The sequence below is a fragment of the Zeaxanthinibacter enoshimensis genome (assembly GCF_004362865.1).
In the GTDB taxonomy this organism is placed as follows: Bacteria; Bacteroidota; Bacteroidia; order Flavobacteriales; family Flavobacteriaceae; genus Zeaxanthinibacter; species Zeaxanthinibacter enoshimensis.
In genome coordinates this window covers 812369-832330 of the sequence record NZ_SNYI01000001.1, presented here as the reverse complement: position 1 = coordinate 832330, position 19962 = coordinate 812369, and the positions used below count along the sequence as shown (strand labels likewise).

Here is a 19962-nt window from a genome sequence, read left to right as displayed (position 1 = left end):
TTTAACCCTAATGGCAGGTGCCGTCCTGGTATCCTGTGACACCTCCAAAGAAAAATCTACAATTGCCGTGAATTACCCTGAGACCGCCAAAGTCGATACTGTTGACAACTACTTTGGCACCGATGTGCCGGATCCTTATCGCTGGCTGGAAGATGATCGCAGTGCGGAAACAGAAGACTGGGTAAAAAGACAGAACAATGTCACCCAGGAATTCCTTTCACAGATCCCTTACCGGAAGGACCTGAAGAACAGGTTAGAAAAATTATGGAACTACGAAAGACTGAGCTCGCCTTTCAAGGAAGGTGACTACACCTATTTTTATAAAAATGACGGACTGCAGGACCAGTCCGTACTCTACCGGCAGAAAGGAGACGGAACCCCCGAGGTATTCCTGGATCCCAATAATTTCTCCGAAGACGGTACCACCTCCCTGGCCGGGATCAGCTTTACCAAAGACGGGGCGCTTGCGGCCTACCAGATCTCTGAAGGAGGGAGCGACTGGCGCAAGGTCATCGTGATGGATACAGAGTCTATGGAGATCGTAGAAGACACCCTGGTTGATGTTAAGTTCAGCGGGGTATCCTGGAAAGGTAAGGAAGGATTCTATTACTCCAGCTATGACAAACCTGAAGGAAGCGAACTTTCAGCCAAGACAGACCAGCACAAGGTTTATTTCCACAAGCTGGGCAGTGCCCAGGAAAATGACGAATTGGTTTTTGGCGGAGACCCCACTGAAAAACACCGATATATTTCAGCCAACCTGACCGAAGATGAGCGCTTCCTGATGATTTCTGCAAGAAACACTACTTCCGGAGGGAAACTGTTTATCAAAGACCTTCAGAAACCCGGGAAGGGTTTCACCACCATCCTTGATCACGAGGACAGCGACACTTACGTAATCGACAACCGTGGGGAAGAACTCTTTCTGGTCACTAACCTGGATGCGCCCAATAAAAAGGTTGTAAAAGTAAATGCATCAGCTCCTCAACCGGAAAATTGGGAGGATTTTATCCCCGAGACCGAGAATGTACTCAGTCCGAGTACAGGTGGCGGATACTTCTTCGCAGAATATATGATCGATGCGATTTCTAAAGTATACCAGTACGATTACGATGGCAAGCAGATCAGGGAGATCGAATTGCCGGACGTAGGAAGTGCGAGCGGAATAGGCGGGAAAAAGGATGAAAAGGAACTATACTTCTCTTTCACCAACTATAAAACCCCGGCCTCCAGCTATAAGCTTAATGTAGAAACGGGGAAATACGAGTTATACTGGAAACCGGACATCGATTTTAACCCGGAGGATTACGTGTCAGAGCAGGTATTTTACAATTCCAAGGATGGCACTAAGATCCCTATGATCATCACTCACAAAAAAGGAATTGAACTCAATGGGAAGAACCCTACTATTCTTTACAGCTACGGAGGTTTCAATATCAGCCTGACCCCCGGGTTCAGCCTGGTAAACGCGGTCTGGATGGAACAAGGAGGTATTTATGCCGTGCCTAACATCCGTGGAGGCGGTGAGTACGGGAAGAAGTGGCACAATGCCGGAACCAAGATGCAGAAACAGAATGTCTTTGATGATTTTATCGCTGCTGCGGAATACCTGATCGAGAATAATTATACGTCTAAGGAACAGTTAGCAATCCGGGGTGGCTCTAACGGCGGACTGCTGGTAGGTGCAGTAATGACGCAGCGCCCCGACCTGATGCAGGTAGCCCTGCCGGCTGTAGGGGTGCTGGATATGTTACGCTACCATACTTTTACGGCGGGAGCCGGGTGGGCCTATGATTACGGTACTGCTGAAGACAATAAAGAAATGTTCGAATACCTGCATGCATATTCACCCCTGCACAATATAGAAGAAGGTGTAAGCTACCCGGCGACCCTGGTCACTACCGGGGATCATGATGACCGTGTGGTACCGGCTCACAGTTTCAAGTTTGCCGCCACTCTGCAGGAGAAGCAAGCCGGTGACAACCCTGTTTTGATCCGAATCGAGACAAATGCAGGGCACGGTGCAGGAACTCCTGTCAGTAAAACTATTGAGCAGTATGCAGATATTTTTTCTTTCACCCTGTACAATATGGGGTACGAGGAATTGCCCAACCGCGCTGTTCTGAAAGAATTTAAAGACTGATAGTCAATAAAATGGACAGAAGCCCGTTTCCCACAGAAACGGGCTTTTTGTATCCCACTATAATTCATACTATCTCATGTTACGAGTAGAGAATCTGACCTTTGCCTATAACAAGACCCCGGTTCTGGAGGACATCAGCTTTGGCCTGGAAGCAGGGAAGCACCTCGCGGTAATGGGCGAGAGTGGCGGCGGTAAAAGCACCTTGCTCCGCCTTATTTATGGTTTGTTGCATTTAGAGGAGGGCAGTGTTCACTGGGGGGAAAAGAAAGTATTAGGCCCGAGGTTCCAGTTAGTGCCGGGAGAGGAAAACATGAAATACCTTTCGCAGGAATTTGACCTGATGCCTTTTACCACGGTGAAAGAAAATGTGTCCCAGTTCCTGTCTGTATTTTACCCGGAAGAACTGGAAAAGCGGACTTCTGAACTTCTGGCCATGACAGAGATGGAGGCTTTTGCGGATACAAAGGTAAAGACCCTGAGCGTGGGACAGAAACAGCGCGTGGCACTGGCAAGGGCCATTGCCCAGAAGCCGGAACTCCTGCTGCTGGATGAGCCTTTCAGCCATATTGACAATTTCCAGAAGAATACCCTGAGGCGTAACCTTTTCGATTACCTCCGGCAAGAGGGCATTACCTGTATCACAGCAACACATGACGCTATGGATGTGCTGCCTTATGCAGACCGTATCCTTGTGATCAGGGACCGGAAGATCATCGCAGACAGGCCGGTACAGGAGCTATACGACCAACCGAGAAGTCTGTACGTGGCTTCTTTGTTCGGGGAGGCCAGCCTGGTCCCTATAGACATCCTGAAATCCTACGCCGATACTAAACGGAGGATCATCGTTTATGCGCATGAATTCAAAGTGTCACCAAATTCGGGCATCCCAACAGTAGTAGAGCGCAGTTACCCTATGGGCAGCCATTATCTCGTAAAGGGCTGGTCTGAAGGAGAGAGTATTTATTTCCATTCGCCCGAAGCGATAGAACAGGGTAAAAGAGTATACCTGAATGTATCCCTGGGGACAATCAATAAGCGCCTCAGGCAATAAGATCTTAGGTTAAGCCGGAACCAGGTCGGCCAGTTCCGCACCAACGAGGCTGCCGATGGCAATTCCCATCCCGCCGAGACGCACCCCACAGTAAATTCTTTCGGATACCTGCCTGACAACCGGGGACTTCTTGGGCCCAACCCCCATAATCCCGCTCCATCGCCGGTCTATCTCGTAGGAAATTCCTGGGAGTATGGTTTCGGTCAGCAGCGTTTCCAGTTTCTCCTGTATGATCGCAGTCTGGCCGAACTCGCTGGTCTCCTCTCCTTTAAAATCGAGGTTTCTTCCTCCCCCCAGCAAAATACGGCCATCAATATCCCGGAAATAATAGTATCCCTTATCCAGGTGGAATGTCCCTCGTATTTTTAAATCAGCTATAGGTTTGGTAATGAGTACCTGGGCTCTCGCCGGCCTTAGTTCTTCCGGGAACCAGCGGGATGCAAAACCATTTGTAGCCACCAGGAGATGCCCTGTGCTGAAGTGGAATTGGTTAGTCTTTACTTCTACCCTGCCCGGCAGCCCTTCAAAAGATTCCACATTGATCGCATTCAGGATCAGTACACCGGCAGCCTGCACTTTATATAATAAGGACCTCATCATCTTCCCAGTATCGATCTGTCCTTCATAGGTGTGGGTGATATAATTATCCCCAACCTTCCTGAACCCGAATACATTCGCTGTTTCCGTAAAGGCAGGGCCTCTAAACACTGGAGTCAGCAGTTCATTCACCTGGCCCATGGATTCACGGCATTGCTCGTAAAGCAGTTTATCGGATGCAGGGAAAAGTTCGTGTCCCCCGAAATTATGATAGCCAATAGCTTCATCGCCCAGGGTACGGCGCAGCATTTCTATCCCGCTGTAGCGTTTCTGCACCAATTCTGTAACCTCCTGTTCCGAATGGCGCTGCAGGTCATCCAGGATCTCTGAAATGCTCCCAAAACAAGCAAATCCGGCATTCTTGGTACTTGCTCCCTGTGGCAGACTGCCTCTTTCAAGGATTACCACCTTGCTGCCGGGGAAGCGCTCTTTTAGCCTTAAGGCACAGTTCAGACCTGTGATGCCACTTCCAATGATGGTAAAGTCCACATCGCTCAACCAGTCTTTATACTCCCAGTAACTGAGTTCCATCTGCTTTTCGTTAGTCGTTTACTAAGGTAACCAACAAAAAAATGGAGGCCATAAAATTTTATGCCTCCATTTTCATTATGTTCTTTCCCTTAAGATTCTTCTTCGGGGGGATTCATTTTAAAATCCTCCATGAACTTGGTAGTATAGTTCCCCGCCAGGTAATCCGGGTGATCCATCAGTTGCCTGTGGAAGGGAATAGTAGTCTTGATCCCTTCGATCACGAATTCATCCAGGGCTCTTTTCATCTTGTTGATCGCCTCTTCCCTGGTCTGGGCTGTGGTGATCAGTTTAGCGATCATTGAATCGTAGTTCGGCGGAATAGTATAACCGCTGTAAACGTGGGTATCCAGCCGCACTCCATGCCCTCCCGGGGTGTGTAACGTTGTGATCTTACCGGGGGATGGCCTGAAACCGTTATAAGGGTCTTCTGCATTGATACGGCATTCGATAGAGTGTAATTTCGGGTAATAATTCTTACCGGAGATCGGCACCCCACCGGCCACAAGGATCTGCTCCCGGATCAGGTCATAATCGATCACCTGTTCAGTGATCGGGTGTTCTACTTGTATCCTGGTATTCATTTCCATGAAATAGAAATTACGGTGCTTATCTACCAGGAATTCTACGGTACCGGCTCCTTCGTACTTGATATACTCCGCAGCTTTAACAGCAGCTTTCCCCATACTCTCCCGAAGTTTATCGGTCATAAAAGGGGAAGGAGTTTCTTCTGTAAGTTTTTGGTGACGACGTTGCACAGAACAATCCCTTTCAGAAAGGTGACATGCCTTACCATACTGGTCTCCGACGATCTGTATTTCTATATGGCGTGGCTCCTCGATCAGTTTCTCCATGTACATACCGCCGTTCCCGAAAGCAGCTGTTGCCTCTTTTACGGCGCTGTTGAATCCTGCTTCCAGGTCTTCTTCTTTCCAGATGGCGCGCATTCCTTTACCTCCACCACCTGCGGTAGCCTTGATCATCACTGGATAGCCCATTTTCTTGGCCACCTTTTTAGCGTCATCCACATCTTTCAGCAGGCCTTCAGATCCGGGAATGGTTGGTACTCCCGCTTCTTTCATGGTCGCCTTGGCAGTTGCCTTGTCTCCCATTTTATCAATATGCTCACCGGAAGCCCCGATAAACTTGATATCATGCTCGGCACATATCTTGGAGAACTTGGAGTTCTCAGAAAGGAACCCGTAGCCCGGATGGATGGCATCTGCATTGGTGATCTCTGCCGCGGCTATAATATTCGGTATTTTCAGGTAGGACTCACTGCTGGGAGCCGGTCCTATACAAACCGCTTCATCTGCAAACCTGACATGGAGACTTTCTTCGTCCGCCTTAGAATAGACAGCCACAGTCTTAATGCCCATTTCCTTGCAGGTCCGGATGATTCGCAGGGCGATCTCTCCGCGGTTTGCTATCAGTATTTTATTAAACATAGCGTTCAGTTTCATGGTCCGTTCAGAAGGCCGACCTCATAGGAGGTCTGCAATTTTCCCGGATCGTATGATTATACTTAAGATGGATCAATAAGGAATAAAGGCTGGTCGAACTCCACGGGTGAAGAATCGTCCACTAGAACCTTTACTACTTTACCTGAAACTTCTGATTCTATATCATTAAAGAGTTTCATCGCCTCGATCACACACAGAACATCACCTTTTGCGATGCTGTCTCCTACCTCAACAAAAGCAGGTTTATCCGGAGATGGTTTGCGGTAGAAAGTACCGATGATAGGGGATTTGATGGTAATGTATTTTGAACTCTCATCAGACTCTGCCTTGGGGGCTGCTGCTTCCTGTCCTCCGCCACCAGCAGCAGGTTGTTGCATTTGAACCGGTTGGGGAGCAGGAGCTGCCTGCATGGGGATGTGCTGTACGTAGGTAGGCTCCTGACCGCTGTCTGCCGCCCCGGTACGAATGGTGATCTTGATCTCATCGGTTTCCAGTTTTACCTCGCTGGCTCCCGATTTTGCCACAAATTTAATTAAACTTTGAATCTCTTTAATATCCATGGAATTAGGTTTAGAATAGTTCTCTCTTTTAGTTGGAATCGTATGCCCAGGTAAGGTAAATGGATCCCCAGGTAAAGCCACCTCCAAAGGCGGCAAAAATCAGATTATCTCCTTTTTTCAATTGCTTTTCGTAATCGGCTAACAGTAATGGAAGTGTTGCAGAAGTGGTATTTCCATACCGTTGAATATTCATCATAACCTTATCTGCTTCTACGCCCATCCGGTTAGCTGTAGCATCAATGATCCTCTTATTAGCCTGGTGTGGTACCAGCCATTGTACGTCATCGTGCTCCAGTTCATTCCGCTCCATGATCTTCGCTGCCACGTCAGCCATGTTAGAAACGGCAAACTTAAAGACAGATTTTCCGTCCTGGTATACGAAGTGAAGGTTGTTTTTAACTGTATCCTCAGATGCCGGCATCAGTGATCCCCCGGCCTCGATCTTCAGGAATTGCCTTCCTTTACCATCAGACCTAAGGAACTCATCCTTCAGACCGTATCCTTCCTCGTTCGGTTCAAAAAGCACTGCTCCTGCGCCATCACCAAAAATAATACAGGTAGTCCTGTCCGTATAATCAATGATTGATGACATTTTATCTGCACCGATCAGCAATACTTTCTTGTATTTGCCCGACTCTATATACCGGGCTGCGGTAGACATCCCGTAAAGGAAATTAGAGCAGGCGGCCTGAATATCATAGGCAAAAGCATTTACCGCCCCTATTTCTGAAGCGACATAGACCGCTGTGGAAGCTACAGGCAGGTCAGGAGTTGCTGTCCCCAGTAAGACCAGGTCTATTTCTGCCGGGTCTAGGTTCTTTTTCCGGATCAGGTCATTCGCCGCCTGGATAGCCAGGTAAGAAGTTCCCTTATCCTTGTCTTTTAAAATTCTGCGTTCCTTGATCCCAGTCCTGGTTGTGATCCATTCGTCATTGGTATCCACCATGGTTTCCAGGACCTTGTTAGTCAGACGAAACTCTGGAACGTATGCTCCTACAGCCGTGATTGCTGCCGATATATTATTCATGTTGTGAATGATTTTTATCGAGAAACCTAGAGAAATGCACCATAATGGGTGAAAAGTAAGGATTTTTTACGACTTTCTTTCCATTCTGGGGATTTTTCAGGCCCATTGAAAATCCATAAAAAAACTCCCACTTTATCCAAGTGGGAGTTAATAATTTATAGCCCTGGTATTAGGCCGTAGCTTCCTCAGTTTTGTCGATCAAAACCTGTCCACGATAGTAAAGTTTACCTTCGTGCCAGTGAGCCCTGTGGTACAGGTGCATTTCGCCGGTCGTAGGATCCTTAGCTATGGTTGGCACAGAAGCCTTATAATGTGTTCTTCTCTTATCTCTTCTGGTCTTTGAGATTTTTCTCTTTGGATGTGCCATTTTTAATACTTATTTATCCGTTAAAAAATTTTTCAGTGCGTCCCAACGGGGATCTGTATCTTCTTTATTCTCTTTCGTTTCTTTGGGTTGTAATTCTTCTAACTTCTCCAGTAATTCCGATTTCATGCTGCCATCCTCTACTTTTGGATGAATGCGTTTCGCAGGAACTGCCAGTACAAGCATCTCGTAGGCATATTGAGCGATATTGATCTGGTGTTCCCCGTGAGGAATGATCAGGATCTCATCGTCCTCGTCATTGTATTCCTCTCCGAATTTGACCACCAGTTCTAGGGAAGCCTCGATCGGCTGGTCGTAAGGTTCACTGCTCAGATCGCAGTCCACGTTTACGCTTCCTTCTGCCCTGAGTTCCAACTCCAGCATCGTACTCCTTTTATCTAACTCCAGGTGCAATGTAATCGCAGCGGCGTTAAACTCTTCATACCCAAAAGATTCAAAGAACGAATTATCAACTTCAAATTTAAACTCGTGTTTCCCTTGCTTCAATCCTGAGAAAGGAACACTGAATTCCTTATGCTGCATCATTTCTAACACTCGTTTAAGGCCTGCAAAGATACTTTAATTTTCAAGAATCCCAATCAAAAATACAAAATATTCCCCGCGGCACCTTGTACCCCAACTCTTTACCCTAGAACCGCTCCGCTTTTTTCTTGTATTTACGCAGTGGATTCGCTGTTAACTCCTCGTACTCCTGCCTGTTCCGGAAGATATTGATGGCGGCAAAGACGGCTTCTTTAAAGGAACTGTGATCTGCCTTCCCCTGCCCGGCTATCTCGTATGCCGTCCCGTGATCAGGGGATGTACGCACTTTATTGAGCCCTGCCGTGAAATTAACACCTTTCCCAAACGACAGGGTTTTAAAAGGGATCAGCCCCTGGTCGTGGTATGCTGCCAGCACTGCATCAAAATCGGTATAGGAGCCGGAACCAAAGAAACTGTCTGCGGAATACGGTCCGAATACGAGGTTACCTTCATCATTGAGTAATTTAATAGTCGGTTTCAGCACCTCCTCGTCCTCTTTCCCGATCAGGCCATTATCCCCGCTATGAGGGTTGATCCCCAGTATGGCGATTTTCGGCTTACGGATAGCAAAGTCTGCCTTGAGCGAGTTCATTACTGTCCGCACCTTCTTGCGAATAAGTTGTGGTGTGATGGCCTGGGCCACATCTTTCACGGCAACGTGATCGGTAAGTAAGCCCACCTTTAACCCGTCCGTGATCATGAACATAAGGCTTTCGCCTTCCAATTCCTTTGCCAGGTAGTCTGTATGCCCGGGGAACTTAAAATCTTCGGCCTGTATATTATTTTTGTTGATAGGAGCGGTGACCAGCACATCAATTTCATTATCCCGCAAAGCTTTGACCGCGGCTTTCAGGGAACGGATCGCGTATGCCCCTCCCTCCTTGGTCGATTTTCCAAATTCGAGTTCCGGAACTTCTTTCCAGATATTCACCACGTTGATCTTACCGTCTACTGCCTCTGTGGCTTTCTGAATCCCGTGGTAGGTGACATTAAGTCCCAAAGCATTCTTCTGTGCCGCCATACTTTTGCTGGAAGCGAACAGCACGGGGGTACAGAAATCCAGCATACGGGAATCCTCAAAGGTCTTGAGCGCTACTTCGCACCCGATCCCGTTCAGGTCTCCTACAGAAATTCCCAGCCGTATTTTTCCTTTCTCCTCCATCCAATCTATTGTTATGTAGTATTTTTGCATAGCAAAACTACTTATTTTATACGAACCATGTTTACAGGGATCATTGAAAGTTTGGGAAGGGTAAAGCAATTGGATAAAGACGGGGGAAACCTTCACATCACTATAGAATCTTCCCTCAGCGGGGAACTGAAAATAGACCAGAGTGTTGCTCACAACGGGGTCTGCCTTACCGTGGTTGAGACAAAGGGTAACACCTACCGGGTTACCGCTATTGAAGAGACCCTGGAGAAGACCAACCTCAGCCATCTGAATGCAGGAGATATGGTCAACCTGGAGCGGGCCATGATCATGGGTTCCCGCCTGGACGGCCACCTGGTACAGGGCCATGTGGACCAGACTGCAATCTGCACGGCTATTGAAGAGAAAGACGGAAGCTGGTTCTTTACATTTACCTATGACGCAGGCAGCGGTAATGTCACTATAGAAAAAGGCTCCATAACCATTGATGGCGTCAGCCTGACCGTGGTCAATTCAGGGGATGCAGAATTCAGCGTGGCCATCATTCCTTATACCTATGAGCACACGCGCTTTAATACTTACCGGGTAGGAACGGAAGTCAACCTGGAATTTGACGTAATCGGCAAATACGTCAGCAGGTATATGGAATTACGGAAATAATCAAGATTCGAAATAACATACGGAAGATCCGATCCAGGTAGCATCGGTTGCATGGGAAACATTAATAAGTTTTCCCTTACCCATCCTCGCCAGGTTGATAACCGGCTGAAGATGTTCTTCTTTATCTTCCTTCGCATATAGGATCCTTAACTCAACCTTGGAATAAGACCCGTCAGGGCATTTTACCAGCGGGGCATATTCTACTTTTTGCTGTAAAATGTAATTCTGCTTATCCAGGATTGCGGCCAGCATAGATTCCGTTGGATTCAGTTCCACGCCTTTCCCGGCAAAAGAAAAAAGAGGCTTCAGGACATAATTCTGCAGGTCCAGATTTCCGGGTCTTTCATCCAGGTAATACGATGTGGGGATATATTCATGTTGCAGCCTGGGCATGATCGATTTGGAGATCAGGTTAAACCAATCGGGGTGTGAAATCCAGTTGACATCCAGGTCCTCGTTAAACCTGAAAGGTAATTCCAGGTCCGGGTATTGAAGCAGGTCGTCTTGTATCACCCGGTTGTAGATACGGCGGATACGAACTTTCTTCCCGTCCTTTTCGTAAAAGAGCTGCCTCCCTTCTTTCAGGATGCGGGTGACGCAAACCACTTCTATGCCCAGCGCTTGTTTGGTCGCCCAGAAGTCTATCCTTGTTTTTTGCTTTTCAGGGAAGAGCTCTAACAAGATCACGTTCTCAGCAGGCTGGGGTCCCAGGATCACCCGCCTCATTTTTTCCAGGTAGGCGGGGGCAGTCAACTCGCTGAAGAGGTAATCAAAGCGATCAATGGGTACGGCGGGATAAAATTTGCGGTAAGCCGCCCCGAGGTAATTCTGGTAAAGGAACAGGGAGGGAAATGCCTGCAATTCTATCAGCTGCGGAACTATCTTCCCGTTATCTCCTACACACATACCAAAATCGATGGCCAGGAAATGCGGGTCTTCCAAAGGGGTATCGCTCCGAAGATCTTCAGGGATATACTTTTCACGAAGGGCATAGAAATCCAGTTTACCTATTTGCTCTATGATCGCATCACAGGCACTGAATATCATTTCCTTTGCCTCCTTACTGATAAAGACCGGGGTTTCGGAAATACGGAACCCTGCAGCTTCATCAAACCTTGTTTTCATATCCTCGAGCAGCGCCTGGTAATGCGATTCATCAAATGAACTATTAAAAGAGGCGCGTACTTCTGGTATCATGCGGAGACAAATTTAGATTGGATGATGGCATCGGTGGCATTCCTGAGAAATTGCGGGATCAGGATGCCATGGGTTTTGGAGATCTTATCCTCATCCCGGAGATGTAACAACATTTCCCTGAATTTTTCTTCTCCCTTGTGTTTGATAATGAGTTGTTGTTTCTCCTTTTTCTGGAAGTGTGTATGCATTCCGTCAGCATCTGCTTCCGGGTGAAACTGCACTCCAAAGATCTCCTCTGAGAAGCGTATCGCCATTACGGCTCTTTCCAAGGGGACCTTAGGCCGCTCTTTTTCCCTGCAGAGTACTTTGGCTCCAAATTCCTTCATCCTTTTCTGCCTGACCTCGACCACCTGGTATTCGCGGGAGTCCACCGCATAAAACGGGTCGTCCAGGTCTTTTAGCAGCGGTTCTTCTTTCCCCTGCGGCGTCTTATGCACCGGCATGACACCGAAGGCCATGGAACGTCTTTTGGTAATTTTCGCGAGTTGCCAATGCTGGCATGCCAGCTGGAAGGAGTGGCAGATCAGGAACAGGTGTTTTTTATATTCTTCAGAGGTATTGTGCGCCTTCACTTCATCCAGGAAAGCGTTAAATGCTTTTTGCCAGTCCTCCCCCTGATCTTTCGGGCTGCCGGGACCGCCGGAGCAGATGAAAATGTCATATTCTGCTACCTCGGGCAATTGCTTTTCGACCCTTACTTCGAAGACTTTGTATACCCCATCCACATCATCCTCTGCCAGGAAACCTTCTACAAGGCTCCTGATACAACGCATCCCCTCGTTAGGTTGGCCTGCGTTCATATCCAGTACTGCTATTCTTATCATTCTCTTCATTACTCGCTCATGCATTAACAAGCTGCAAATCTACGGATTATAAAGGGTGTATCACTAAAATTTAACTAAAGCCCTTTAGAGGTTTCACAGATGATATAATCTACCACCTTCACCAGGTCTCCTGTTTCACGGAATACTTTTAACTGACGGTCTGCGCCGGATCCCTGTTCGAGCATCTGGTACACGTAGTTCACTTCCGCACGGCAACCCATATCAACCACGACATCGTCAATAAAATCGAGCAATTCTATCATCAGGCTCTTAAAAGGCACCTCGGCCTCTTTCCCGAAATCGATCAATTTCGCCTCTATACCATATCTCCCTGCCCGCCATTTATTTTCATTGATCAGGACACGCCTGTAGGTTCTGAAACTCTGGTTTTTCCGGTGTAACTTGATGAGCTTGGCAATTATACACTGCATAAGGGCCGCCACACAAATAACCTCATCTACGGTCATCATCATATCACAGATCCGGAATTCTACTGTGGGGTAAAAGGGATGAAGCCTGAGATCCCACCAGATCTTTTTCCCGTTATCTATGCATCCGGTCTTTACGAGGACGTTGATAAACCTGTCATACTCCTCCACATTAGAGAAGTAGGGCGGAATACCGGTACGCGGAAATTTATCGAAGATCTTGGACCGGAACGATTTAAATCCGGTCTCATGTCCCTCCCAGAAAGGAGAATTAGTTGACAATGCATAGAGGTGTGGCAGAAAGTAACGGGCAACATTCATGATCTGCATCCCTTCTTCCCTGTTGGGAATGCCTACATGAACGTGCATCCCAAAGATCAGGTTAGACCGGGCCACATCCTTCATCTCTTCTATCAGCTGGTCATACCGGGGATCCGGGGTGATCAGCTGGTCTCTCCAGTGGGAACAGGGATGGGTACCGGCAGCCGCGACCTTCAGTCCTTCGTTCCCGGCCAGGGCAATGATCTGCTGCCGCAGGTAGGAGACCTCATCGCGGGCCTGCTGGATGTTCTCGCAGATATTGGTTCCCATTTCCACTACGGACTGGTGCATTTCCTGCTTGATACGTTCCTTGAGAATGATCTGTCCGTCCTGAATGATCTTGGACATCTGTGAACGCAACATGAGGCTATCGCCATCCAGAATCTGGAATTCCTCTTCTATGCCCAATGTAAACTTTTCCATTTGTTGTGATTTGGTCGGTAGCTGTTAATTCTTGGTGGGACTTTTCTTTGTAGGTGCGACTTTCTTCTTTGCTACCGGCTTTTTTAGGACAGTCTTCTTTGCTTCGGAAGCAGTTTTTAACCCCGCAGGCCTGGTTCCCTTTGGGCCGGAGATAGCCTCCTGTAAAAAGGTCCCCCAGGTGCAGTTATTCTTTTTGGCCTTATGAGCCTTAGCTTTTTCCACTGCCAGTTTCGCTGAATGTTCTACGATCCAGTCAAAATTCTGTTGGCCTACCGAATTTATATCAGCATCCGGGGCAGGGTTACAGAAATCTATCGCATATGGGATCCCGTTCCTGACCGCGAATTCCACAGTGTTAAAATCATATCCCAGGGCCTTGTTCAGCTTAATGGTTAAGTCGTGGATAGTCTTCATCAGCTTCTTATGCTCATCACCCTTGATCTTGGACTCGGTTGCATACCTAAGGTGAAACTCGTTCCTGGGTTCATAAGGCATAATGTGAACATATTTCTGCCCGAGGCAGTATACCCGGTAATAATCGTCAAAGACGATCTCCTCCTGTAACATCATCACCAGCTGCTCTGTCTCTCCATGTTTGGCAAACAGGTCTTCCGGGCTCTCTACCTTGTACACGCTTTTCCAACCACCCCCTGAATGGGGCTTCATATAGGCCGGGAACCCGATATAATCAAACATATAATCCCAATCCAAAGGAGCCCTGAGGTTTCGGAACGATTTCTCGGTAGTATCATCAGGTCTTTCCTTGGAGGGCAGTAATACTGTCTTGGGAACGGGAACACCCAGTTGCACCGAGAGACAATTATTGAAAAACTTCTCATCCGCACTCCACCAGAACGGGTTGTTGATCACAGCAGTTCCCATCAGGGCAGCATTTTTCAGGTAGGACCTGTAAAAAGGTACTTCCTGGGAAATACGGTCAATGATCACATGGTATCCATAATCTATTCCCTGTTGTACTTTATCTATCTGTACAGCTTCGGCCTTAACCTTGCCATCCCCAATCTGGTTTACCCGCTCAATAAATGCCCAGGGATAGGTATCCTCCATTCCGAATAGTATTCCAACTTTTTTCATAATGCATTTGGTTCTTTTAGTTAATGATCAAAAATAACGGCCTATGTACTCGGGAAACACCATCTTCCATAAGGGCCAGTCATGGTCAATCCATTGTTTTTCGTCATACCAGTACGGGATTCCCTTATTGGCCAGTATGTTGGCCATGTGTTCATTCTTAGGTTTACAACTGTCCCAGTTAGAGGTGCTGAGTACAATCTGCATATGCATGAACTTCCAGGATTCCTCGTTCTGCATAAATTCGTCCGGGCAGTTAAAATAGATCCTCATGTCGTCAGACAAGGGGGTAAAATTCCGGATATTAAAGACCCCGGACATTGAAAACAGGTGGGATACCAGGTCCGGGAACCGGAAGGCGGTGTTGGCCGCATGGTACCCCCCGAAACTCACCCCGGCAACACCTATCCTGTGGGTATTGCATTCCTGCTGTATATAGGGAATGAGCTCGTCTTTCAGGAATTGCATATACAATTCATAATTATGGATCTTCACCTCCGAGGAAAGGTTGTCAGCGTAAAAGGTAAGTCCGTCTATAGACTCCACGTTGTACAGTTTGATCTTTCCCTGGTCTATGAAATGCATCACCGACTGGTTGAGTCCAAAATCCCGGTTCTGTGTATAGCTCCCGTATGAAGAGGGAAACATAAGGATGGGATGACCCCAGTGCCCGGTTATTTCGAGGTTAATATCACGCCCAAGGATATTGGAGTAATATTGGATGTGTCTTGCTGTTGCCATTATCTTAAATGTAGCTTATTTTACTTTCTTTAACAACTAAATCCCTCTGACTGAAGTCTTTTTATACGCGGGAAGGTTCGGAATAATTCCCGGGAATAAGTATACTTGCACTTTATAGCTGATCATGTCGTTTGAAATTGATATCATAAGCCTGAAAGGGCGATTTTATTCCAAAAATCTTAGGAGAAAAGTTGTATTCCGATGGGTAGCCCCGGCAGATTATCAGTCGGAAGGCGGGGCATTCCCTGTACTCCTGATGAATGACGGGCAGGATTTCAGGGCTATGACCCTGGAGAATACCCTGATCAATGCCTTCAACGATGCTACCCTCAGCCCATTCATCTATATAGGAATCGAGACAGACCACAGGAGGATGCAGGAGTACGGCATCTCCGGGTCGCCTGATTATAAAGGAAGGGGAGATCGGGCTTCGGCCTACAGCAAATTCATCGTGGAAGAATTTATTCCCTTCCTCCAACGCGAATTCAAAGTATCGGAAAAGGCCTCTGACTGGGTATTCTGCGGGATGTCATTAGGGGGATTATCCGCTTTTGATATCGCCTATTCCCATCCTGAACATTTCAGGAATATTGGGGTATTCAGCGGTTCGTTCTGGTGGCGCGATAAGCCATACGTGCCGGGAGACATGGAAGACCGGAGCAGGATGGTACTAAATCTAGTCAGTAAAAACCCCGGGGCGGAGGATATGAGGTTCTGGTTCCAGTGTGGTACCCAGGATGAAATTGCAGACAGGAATAAGAATGGAGTCATTGATTCTATTGACGATACCAAGGCCCTTATCCGTGAACTGCAGAAGAAAGGTTATTCCTATCCCGGCGATATTACTTACGTGGAAGTAAAAGGCGGCCGGCACGACCTCCCTACCTGGGCACGGGTATTCCCCGACTTCCTGAAATGGGCTTTCCCGGTGGTGAAAGATGTGCCGGTAAGTATCCCTATCGAGTCAGGCCCATCGCATTAAACCCTGCATTGCTTTATACTTTTATAAATATGTTCCTCTTATACATCAGGTAGGCTATAAGCAGGTAAAAGGCGGTAACCGTTAAACCGTACAGCAGGGAAGAGGTTTTCATGGAAATAGATTCATAGACAAATACGGTCTTGTAAAGCCAGCCGTGGAGGGAGTTATTTTCTCCCACCCTTACCAGGTAGAAAATTTTAGTGAAGAAACTCGAGAGGAAATAAATTGTGATGGCGTTCGCCCCGGCATACCTGAATATACTGCCGAATTTTAAACCTCTTACATCTGTCAGGTAATAGATAAGTGCAAGCAGGAGGTTGGCCCAGCCTGCGGTTACCAGTACGTAACTGCTGGTCCATAATGCTTTATTGATGGGGAAGAAGACATCCCACAAGTAACCTGCTGCCAGCATTACTACCCCCATTATAACCATGGTGATCACTTTGGATGGCCTTGCCGATATCAGTACCCGGCCGGTAAAAATGCCCAACAAGGCAGTCACCAGGGCAGGAAAAGTACTTAGTATACCTTCGGGGTCGTAATCCTCTTTATACATATGGGTGCCCAGGACGTTCAGGTCTATATAATTGGTCCAGTTGTTCGCTGCTCTCTCATAGGTCGGTGAACCTCCTTCAAGTGGAATATAGCCCAGCCAAACCCAGTAACCAAGGAGAATTATGATGCTCACCGCCAGGATAACCCGCCAGTTGGTATAGAGATAAAGCAGAGCTGCAAAAAAGAATACTATCCCGATTCGCTGCAGCACCCCCGGGAACCGGATATCTTCAAAGTCCTTAAAAAAGGGGAAGGTGAGCGTGAAGGCACCGAGGAATAATCCCAGCCCTATAAGTTTCAGACTGCGTACGCTTATTTTCCTGACAGTGGAGGCATCAGGCCTCCTGTTCCTGTATGCCAGGACAATAGAGGTTCCCACTATAAACAGGAAAAACGGAAAGACCAGGTCTGTGGGCGTGTATCCATGCCAGGGGGCATGTAGAAACGGCCCGTAAACATGTTCCCAGTTTCCCGGAGTATTAACCAGGATCATCAGGGCTATGGTCAGGCCCCGGAATATATCTACCGAAACAATGCGTTCTTTCATAAGTCGGATTTTATAAATCAGAGAATATCACCCCGCAACCTGTTCCAGACGAGTTTAAGAAGTATCGCGGCGATGACCACCAATACGGTCAGGATGCTTGCCAGGGTATAATTTCCATAGATCCAGTTCCCGGTGGCGAACATACAGCCGTACACCAGGATACATCCCAGGATCATAGCCAGAATACCTGATGGCACTGTCCATTCCTCGTTACGGTTAACGATCTGCACATCTTCTGCACGGGAACTTTCGATGATCTTCTTCCAGCCCGGTCCTCCCGGCTGGGTCTGTTTGTAGAACTCGTATAGGGTTGCTTTAGACTCCGGCCTGGTCAGGAAGGTGACGCTTACCCAGACGATGGTAGTGATGAGGACCACGGCAGGGAACCTGGCCCAGCCGGGAAAAATACCTTCGGCTTCCACACCAAAGGTATCCACCCCACCAAACAGGTAAGGACCCAGGGAGGTCATGCTGAACAGGATAGAAATGATCCCGGAGCTGAACATGGCCGAGATCTCGCTCCAGGCATTGATCCTCCACCAAAACCAGCGGAGAATAAAGATCAGGCCTGTACCTGCGCCAAACATCAGGATAATATCAAAAAGCTGCAGCGCATTGGTAAGGTATAAGGCAAAAATGGCACTGGCAACCATTAAGACCACCGTAGTGATCCGGCCGACGAGTACCAGTTCCTTTTCACTGGCTTCCGGTTTTAACTGCTGCTTATAGAAATCATTGACAACGTAAGAGGATCCCCAGTTCAGGTGTGTAGAAATGGTAGACATATAGGCGGCTCCCAGGGATGCCATTACCAGCCCTAAAAGACCGCTCGGGAGCTTGGTGAGCATGGCTGAATAGGCGAGGTCATTGCCCAGTTTACTTTCTTCTATATTGGGGAATGCCTCCTGAATGCTGGCAACATCCGGGAACACTACCATAGAGGCCAGGGCCACGAGGATCCAGGGCCATGGCCGCAGGGCATAATGCATGATATTAAAAAAGAAGGTTGCACCAATCGCGTGATTCTCATTCTTGGCCGCAAGCATCCGTTGGGCGATATAACCTCCACCTCCCGGTTCCGCTCCCGGGTACCAGGCGCTCCACCACTGTACGGCGAGGGGGATGACCAGTATACCAATCAAAGCTTCCGTATCGGAGAAGTCGGGCAGGATAGATAATTTCCCAACTACGTTTTCATGGGTGATCAGGGCACTTACACCGCCAACCTCGGGCAGGTTTACCAGGTAATATGCCGCTCCCACGGCCCCTACAATAGCTACGAAAAAGAGCACGAAATCGGTATACACAACGCCCCGGAAACCCCCACCTGCACTGAAGATCACGGTCACTGTCCCGCCGATAAGTACGGTCTCCACCGGGCTGAGCCCCAGCATGATCTGCCCAATCTTTATCGCTGCCAGGGTTACGGCAGACATGGCCATAATGTTGAAGGCGATCCCGAGGTAAACAGACCTGAAGCCCCTTAAAAAATGAGCAGGTTTACCCCCGTACCGGAGGTCGTAGAACTCCATATCCGTCTTTACATCAGACCTTCGCCAGAGTTTAGCATAGACAAAAACGGTCAGTAAGCCGGTGAGCAGGAAAGCCCACCAGATCCAGTTCCCGGACACCCCGTTGGTACGTACAATATCGGTAACCAGGTTTGGAGTATCAGTAGAAAATGTGGTAGCCACCATCGAGAATCCTAACAACCACCAAGGCATATTCCTGCCGGACAGGAAGAATTCCGTGGTGTCTTTACCGGATTTACGGGAAACCCAGATTCCTATGGCGAGTACAAGGGCGAAGAACCCAAAAATGATCACATAATCAAGGGTGCTTAATTGCATGGTTGGTGCGGTATTGGTCAGTCCCTAAAGATATCATATTTTCAATACAACATCTTTTCAAAAATCACCGAATACCTCGCGTATTTTACCGCGACATATACAGAAGTCTTACTAATTTATAAAGTTCAGACCCGCCATTACGGGGAAGTGATCGGAAGGGTAGCGGCCGTTAACGATCTCGCTGATGATACGGTAATTCTCCACAGAAAAATCACCGGGCGATAAAAATATATAGTCGATCCTCCTGGAGGGTACTTCGGCCATATCGAAGCTGTTAAAAGTACCTGCCGGGCCTTTGAACCGGGTAGGAGCTGATTCGTGGGCATCCTCCATATTTCCGGATAGTTTCTTTATGGAAGGGTGCCCAGGTTCCAGGTTAAAATCGCCCATAAGGATAACCGGGTGGTTCGACTTATTGAGGTCTTTTATCTTATCCATTATGAGGTCCAGGCTCTTTTGCCGGGCCATTTCTCCCCTATGATCAAGATGTGCGTTAAAGACATAAAATTTCTTTTGGCTTCCCTTATCAGAGAAGAGACCATAGGTACACACGCGGTTCAGGGCGGCATCCCATCCGATCGAGGGTATAGCGGGAGTTTCTGAAAGCCAAAAAGTGCCATTTTCATGGAGCGTTAGTTTGTCTTCCCTGTAAAATATCGCTGAAAACTCTCCCCTTTCATCCCCCTGATCACGGCCTTTCCCAAAATACCGGTAGCCGGGAAGGGAGGCAGTCAGGTCCTCCAACTGGTGATGAAGTCCTTCCTGGGTGCCGAACAGGTCTGGTTGAAGAAAATAGAGCTGGGAGGACAAAAACGCCTTCCGCTGTTCCCATCCGTCCAGACTATCCCGGGGGTTATCATACCTGATATTATATGTAATTACCTTCAAATCCTGGCTGTTCAATAAGCCGCACATT

Annotated in this window: 19 protein-coding genes; 4 read left to right on the top strand and 15 right to left on the bottom strand. The window is 47.8% G+C overall.

Annotated elements, in window-relative coordinates:
- Nucleotides 1-10: 10 nt before the first annotated feature.
- Both CLV82_RS03590 and CLV82_RS03585 read left to right on the top strand, forming a co-directional pair.
- Nucleotides 11-2143 (top strand): prolyl oligopeptidase family serine peptidase, encoded by a 2133-nt coding sequence (locus CLV82_RS03590; RefSeq protein ID WP_394346157.1) that lies wholly within the window; start codon nucleotides 11-13, stop codon nucleotides 2141-2143.
- 76 nt (nucleotides 2144-2219) lie between these two features.
- Nucleotides 2220-3194: an ABC transporter ATP-binding protein gene (locus CLV82_RS03585; protein ID WP_133642917.1), complete on the top strand. Its 975-nt coding sequence runs from the start codon at nucleotides 2220-2222 to the stop codon at nucleotides 3192-3194.
- Between the two features lie 9 nt (nucleotides 3195-3203).
- Here the strand turns inward: CLV82_RS03585 and CLV82_RS03580 are convergent, their stop codons facing one another.
- The 7 genes from CLV82_RS03580 to pdxA form a co-directional block, all read right to left on the bottom strand.
- Nucleotides 3204-4322, bottom strand: coding sequence for an NAD(P)/FAD-dependent oxidoreductase (locus CLV82_RS03580; protein ID WP_133642916.1), 1119 nt, complete (start codon nucleotides 4320-4322; stop codon nucleotides 3204-3206).
- 89 nt (nucleotides 4323-4411) lie between these two features.
- On the bottom strand, nucleotides 4412-5767 hold the full coding sequence (accC, locus tag CLV82_RS03575; protein ID WP_133642915.1) for an acetyl-CoA carboxylase biotin carboxylase subunit: 1356 nt from the start codon (nucleotides 5765-5767) through the stop codon (nucleotides 4412-4414).
- A gap of 77 nt (nucleotides 5768-5844) precedes the next feature.
- Nucleotides 5845-6342: an acetyl-CoA carboxylase biotin carboxyl carrier protein gene (gene accB / locus CLV82_RS03570; RefSeq protein WP_133642914.1), complete on the bottom strand. Its 498-nt coding sequence runs from the start codon at nucleotides 6340-6342 to the stop codon at nucleotides 5845-5847.
- Nucleotides 6343-6370: 28 nt separating this feature from the next.
- Entirely contained in the window at nucleotides 6371-7369 is a 999-nt protein-coding gene (locus CLV82_RS03565; RefSeq protein WP_133642913.1) for a beta-ketoacyl-ACP synthase III, read from the bottom strand.
- Between the two features lie 169 nt (nucleotides 7370-7538).
- Entirely contained in the window at nucleotides 7539-7736 is a 198-nt protein-coding gene (rpmF, locus tag CLV82_RS03560) for a 50S ribosomal protein L32 (protein ID WP_133642912.1), read from the bottom strand.
- Between the two features lie 9 nt (nucleotides 7737-7745).
- Nucleotides 7746-8279 (bottom strand): YceD family protein, encoded by a 534-nt coding sequence (locus tag CLV82_RS03555; RefSeq protein WP_133642911.1) that lies wholly within the window; start codon nucleotides 8277-8279, stop codon nucleotides 7746-7748.
- A gap of 103 nt (nucleotides 8280-8382) precedes the next feature.
- Complete coding sequence (gene pdxA, locus CLV82_RS03550) at nucleotides 8383-9438, bottom strand: 4-hydroxythreonine-4-phosphate dehydrogenase PdxA (RefSeq protein ID WP_133643452.1); 1056 nt, start codon at nucleotides 9436-9438, stop codon at nucleotides 8383-8385.
- Nucleotides 9439-9495: 57 nt separating this feature from the next.
- On the opposite strand from pdxA, the gene CLV82_RS03545 reads away from it, so the two are divergent.
- Entirely contained in the window at nucleotides 9496-10086 is a 591-nt protein-coding gene (locus CLV82_RS03545; protein WP_133642910.1) for a riboflavin synthase, read from the top strand.
- On the opposite strand, the gene CLV82_RS03540 is transcribed toward CLV82_RS03545, so the two are convergent.
- The 5 genes from CLV82_RS03540 to CLV82_RS03520 all read right to left on the bottom strand — a co-directional run bounded on the left by CLV82_RS03540 (nucleotide 10087) and on the right by CLV82_RS03520 (nucleotide 15112).
- Nucleotides 10087-11283, bottom strand: coding sequence for a hypothetical protein (locus CLV82_RS03540; protein ID WP_133642909.1), 1197 nt, complete (start codon nucleotides 11281-11283; stop codon nucleotides 10087-10089).
- Nucleotides 11280-12107 (bottom strand): type 1 glutamine amidotransferase, encoded by an 828-nt coding sequence (locus tag CLV82_RS03535; RefSeq protein WP_208107964.1) that lies wholly within the window; start codon nucleotides 12105-12107, stop codon nucleotides 11280-11282. Before CLV82_RS03535 ends, CLV82_RS03540 begins: the two co-directional genes overlap by 4 nt.
- A 74-nt stretch (nucleotides 12108-12181) precedes the next feature.
- The gene (locus CLV82_RS03530; protein WP_133642907.1) at nucleotides 12182-13279 is read right to left on the bottom strand and encodes a carboxylate-amine ligase; all 1098 of its coding nucleotides are present in this window, start codon (nucleotides 13277-13279) and stop codon (nucleotides 12182-12184) included.
- Nucleotides 13280-13303: 24 nt separating this feature from the next.
- The gene (locus CLV82_RS03525; RefSeq protein ID WP_243744157.1) at nucleotides 13304-14377 is read right to left on the bottom strand and encodes an ATP-grasp domain-containing protein; all 1074 of its coding nucleotides are present in this window, start codon (nucleotides 14375-14377) and stop codon (nucleotides 13304-13306) included.
- A gap of 24 nt (nucleotides 14378-14401) precedes the next feature.
- On the bottom strand, nucleotides 14402-15112 hold the full coding sequence (locus CLV82_RS03520; protein ID WP_133642905.1) for an alpha/beta hydrolase-fold protein: 711 nt from the start codon (nucleotides 15110-15112) through the stop codon (nucleotides 14402-14404).
- A 124-nt stretch (nucleotides 15113-15236) separates the two neighbouring features.
- On the opposite strand from CLV82_RS03520, the gene CLV82_RS03515 reads away from it, so the two are divergent.
- A complete protein-coding gene (locus tag CLV82_RS03515; RefSeq protein ID WP_133642904.1) occupies nucleotides 15237-16094 on the top strand; it encodes an alpha/beta hydrolase in 858 nt (285 codons plus the stop codon).
- 13 nt (nucleotides 16095-16107) lie between these two features.
- On the opposite strand, the gene CLV82_RS03510 is transcribed toward CLV82_RS03515, so the two are convergent.
- The 3 genes from CLV82_RS03510 to CLV82_RS03500 form a co-directional block, all read right to left on the bottom strand.
- Nucleotides 16108-17196, bottom strand: a complete 1089-nt coding sequence (locus CLV82_RS03510; protein ID WP_133642903.1) for an acyltransferase family protein — start codon at nucleotides 17194-17196, stop codon at nucleotides 16108-16110.
- Nucleotides 17197-17213: 17 nt separating this feature from the next.
- Nucleotides 17214-19046, bottom strand: a complete 1833-nt coding sequence (locus CLV82_RS03505; RefSeq protein WP_133642902.1) for a sodium:solute symporter family protein — start codon at nucleotides 19044-19046, stop codon at nucleotides 17214-17216.
- 111 nt (nucleotides 19047-19157) lie between these two features.
- Nucleotides 19158-19934: an endonuclease/exonuclease/phosphatase family protein gene (locus CLV82_RS03500; protein WP_243744133.1), complete on the bottom strand. Its 777-nt coding sequence runs from the start codon at nucleotides 19932-19934 to the stop codon at nucleotides 19158-19160.
- Nucleotides 19935-19962 lie beyond the last annotated feature (28 nt).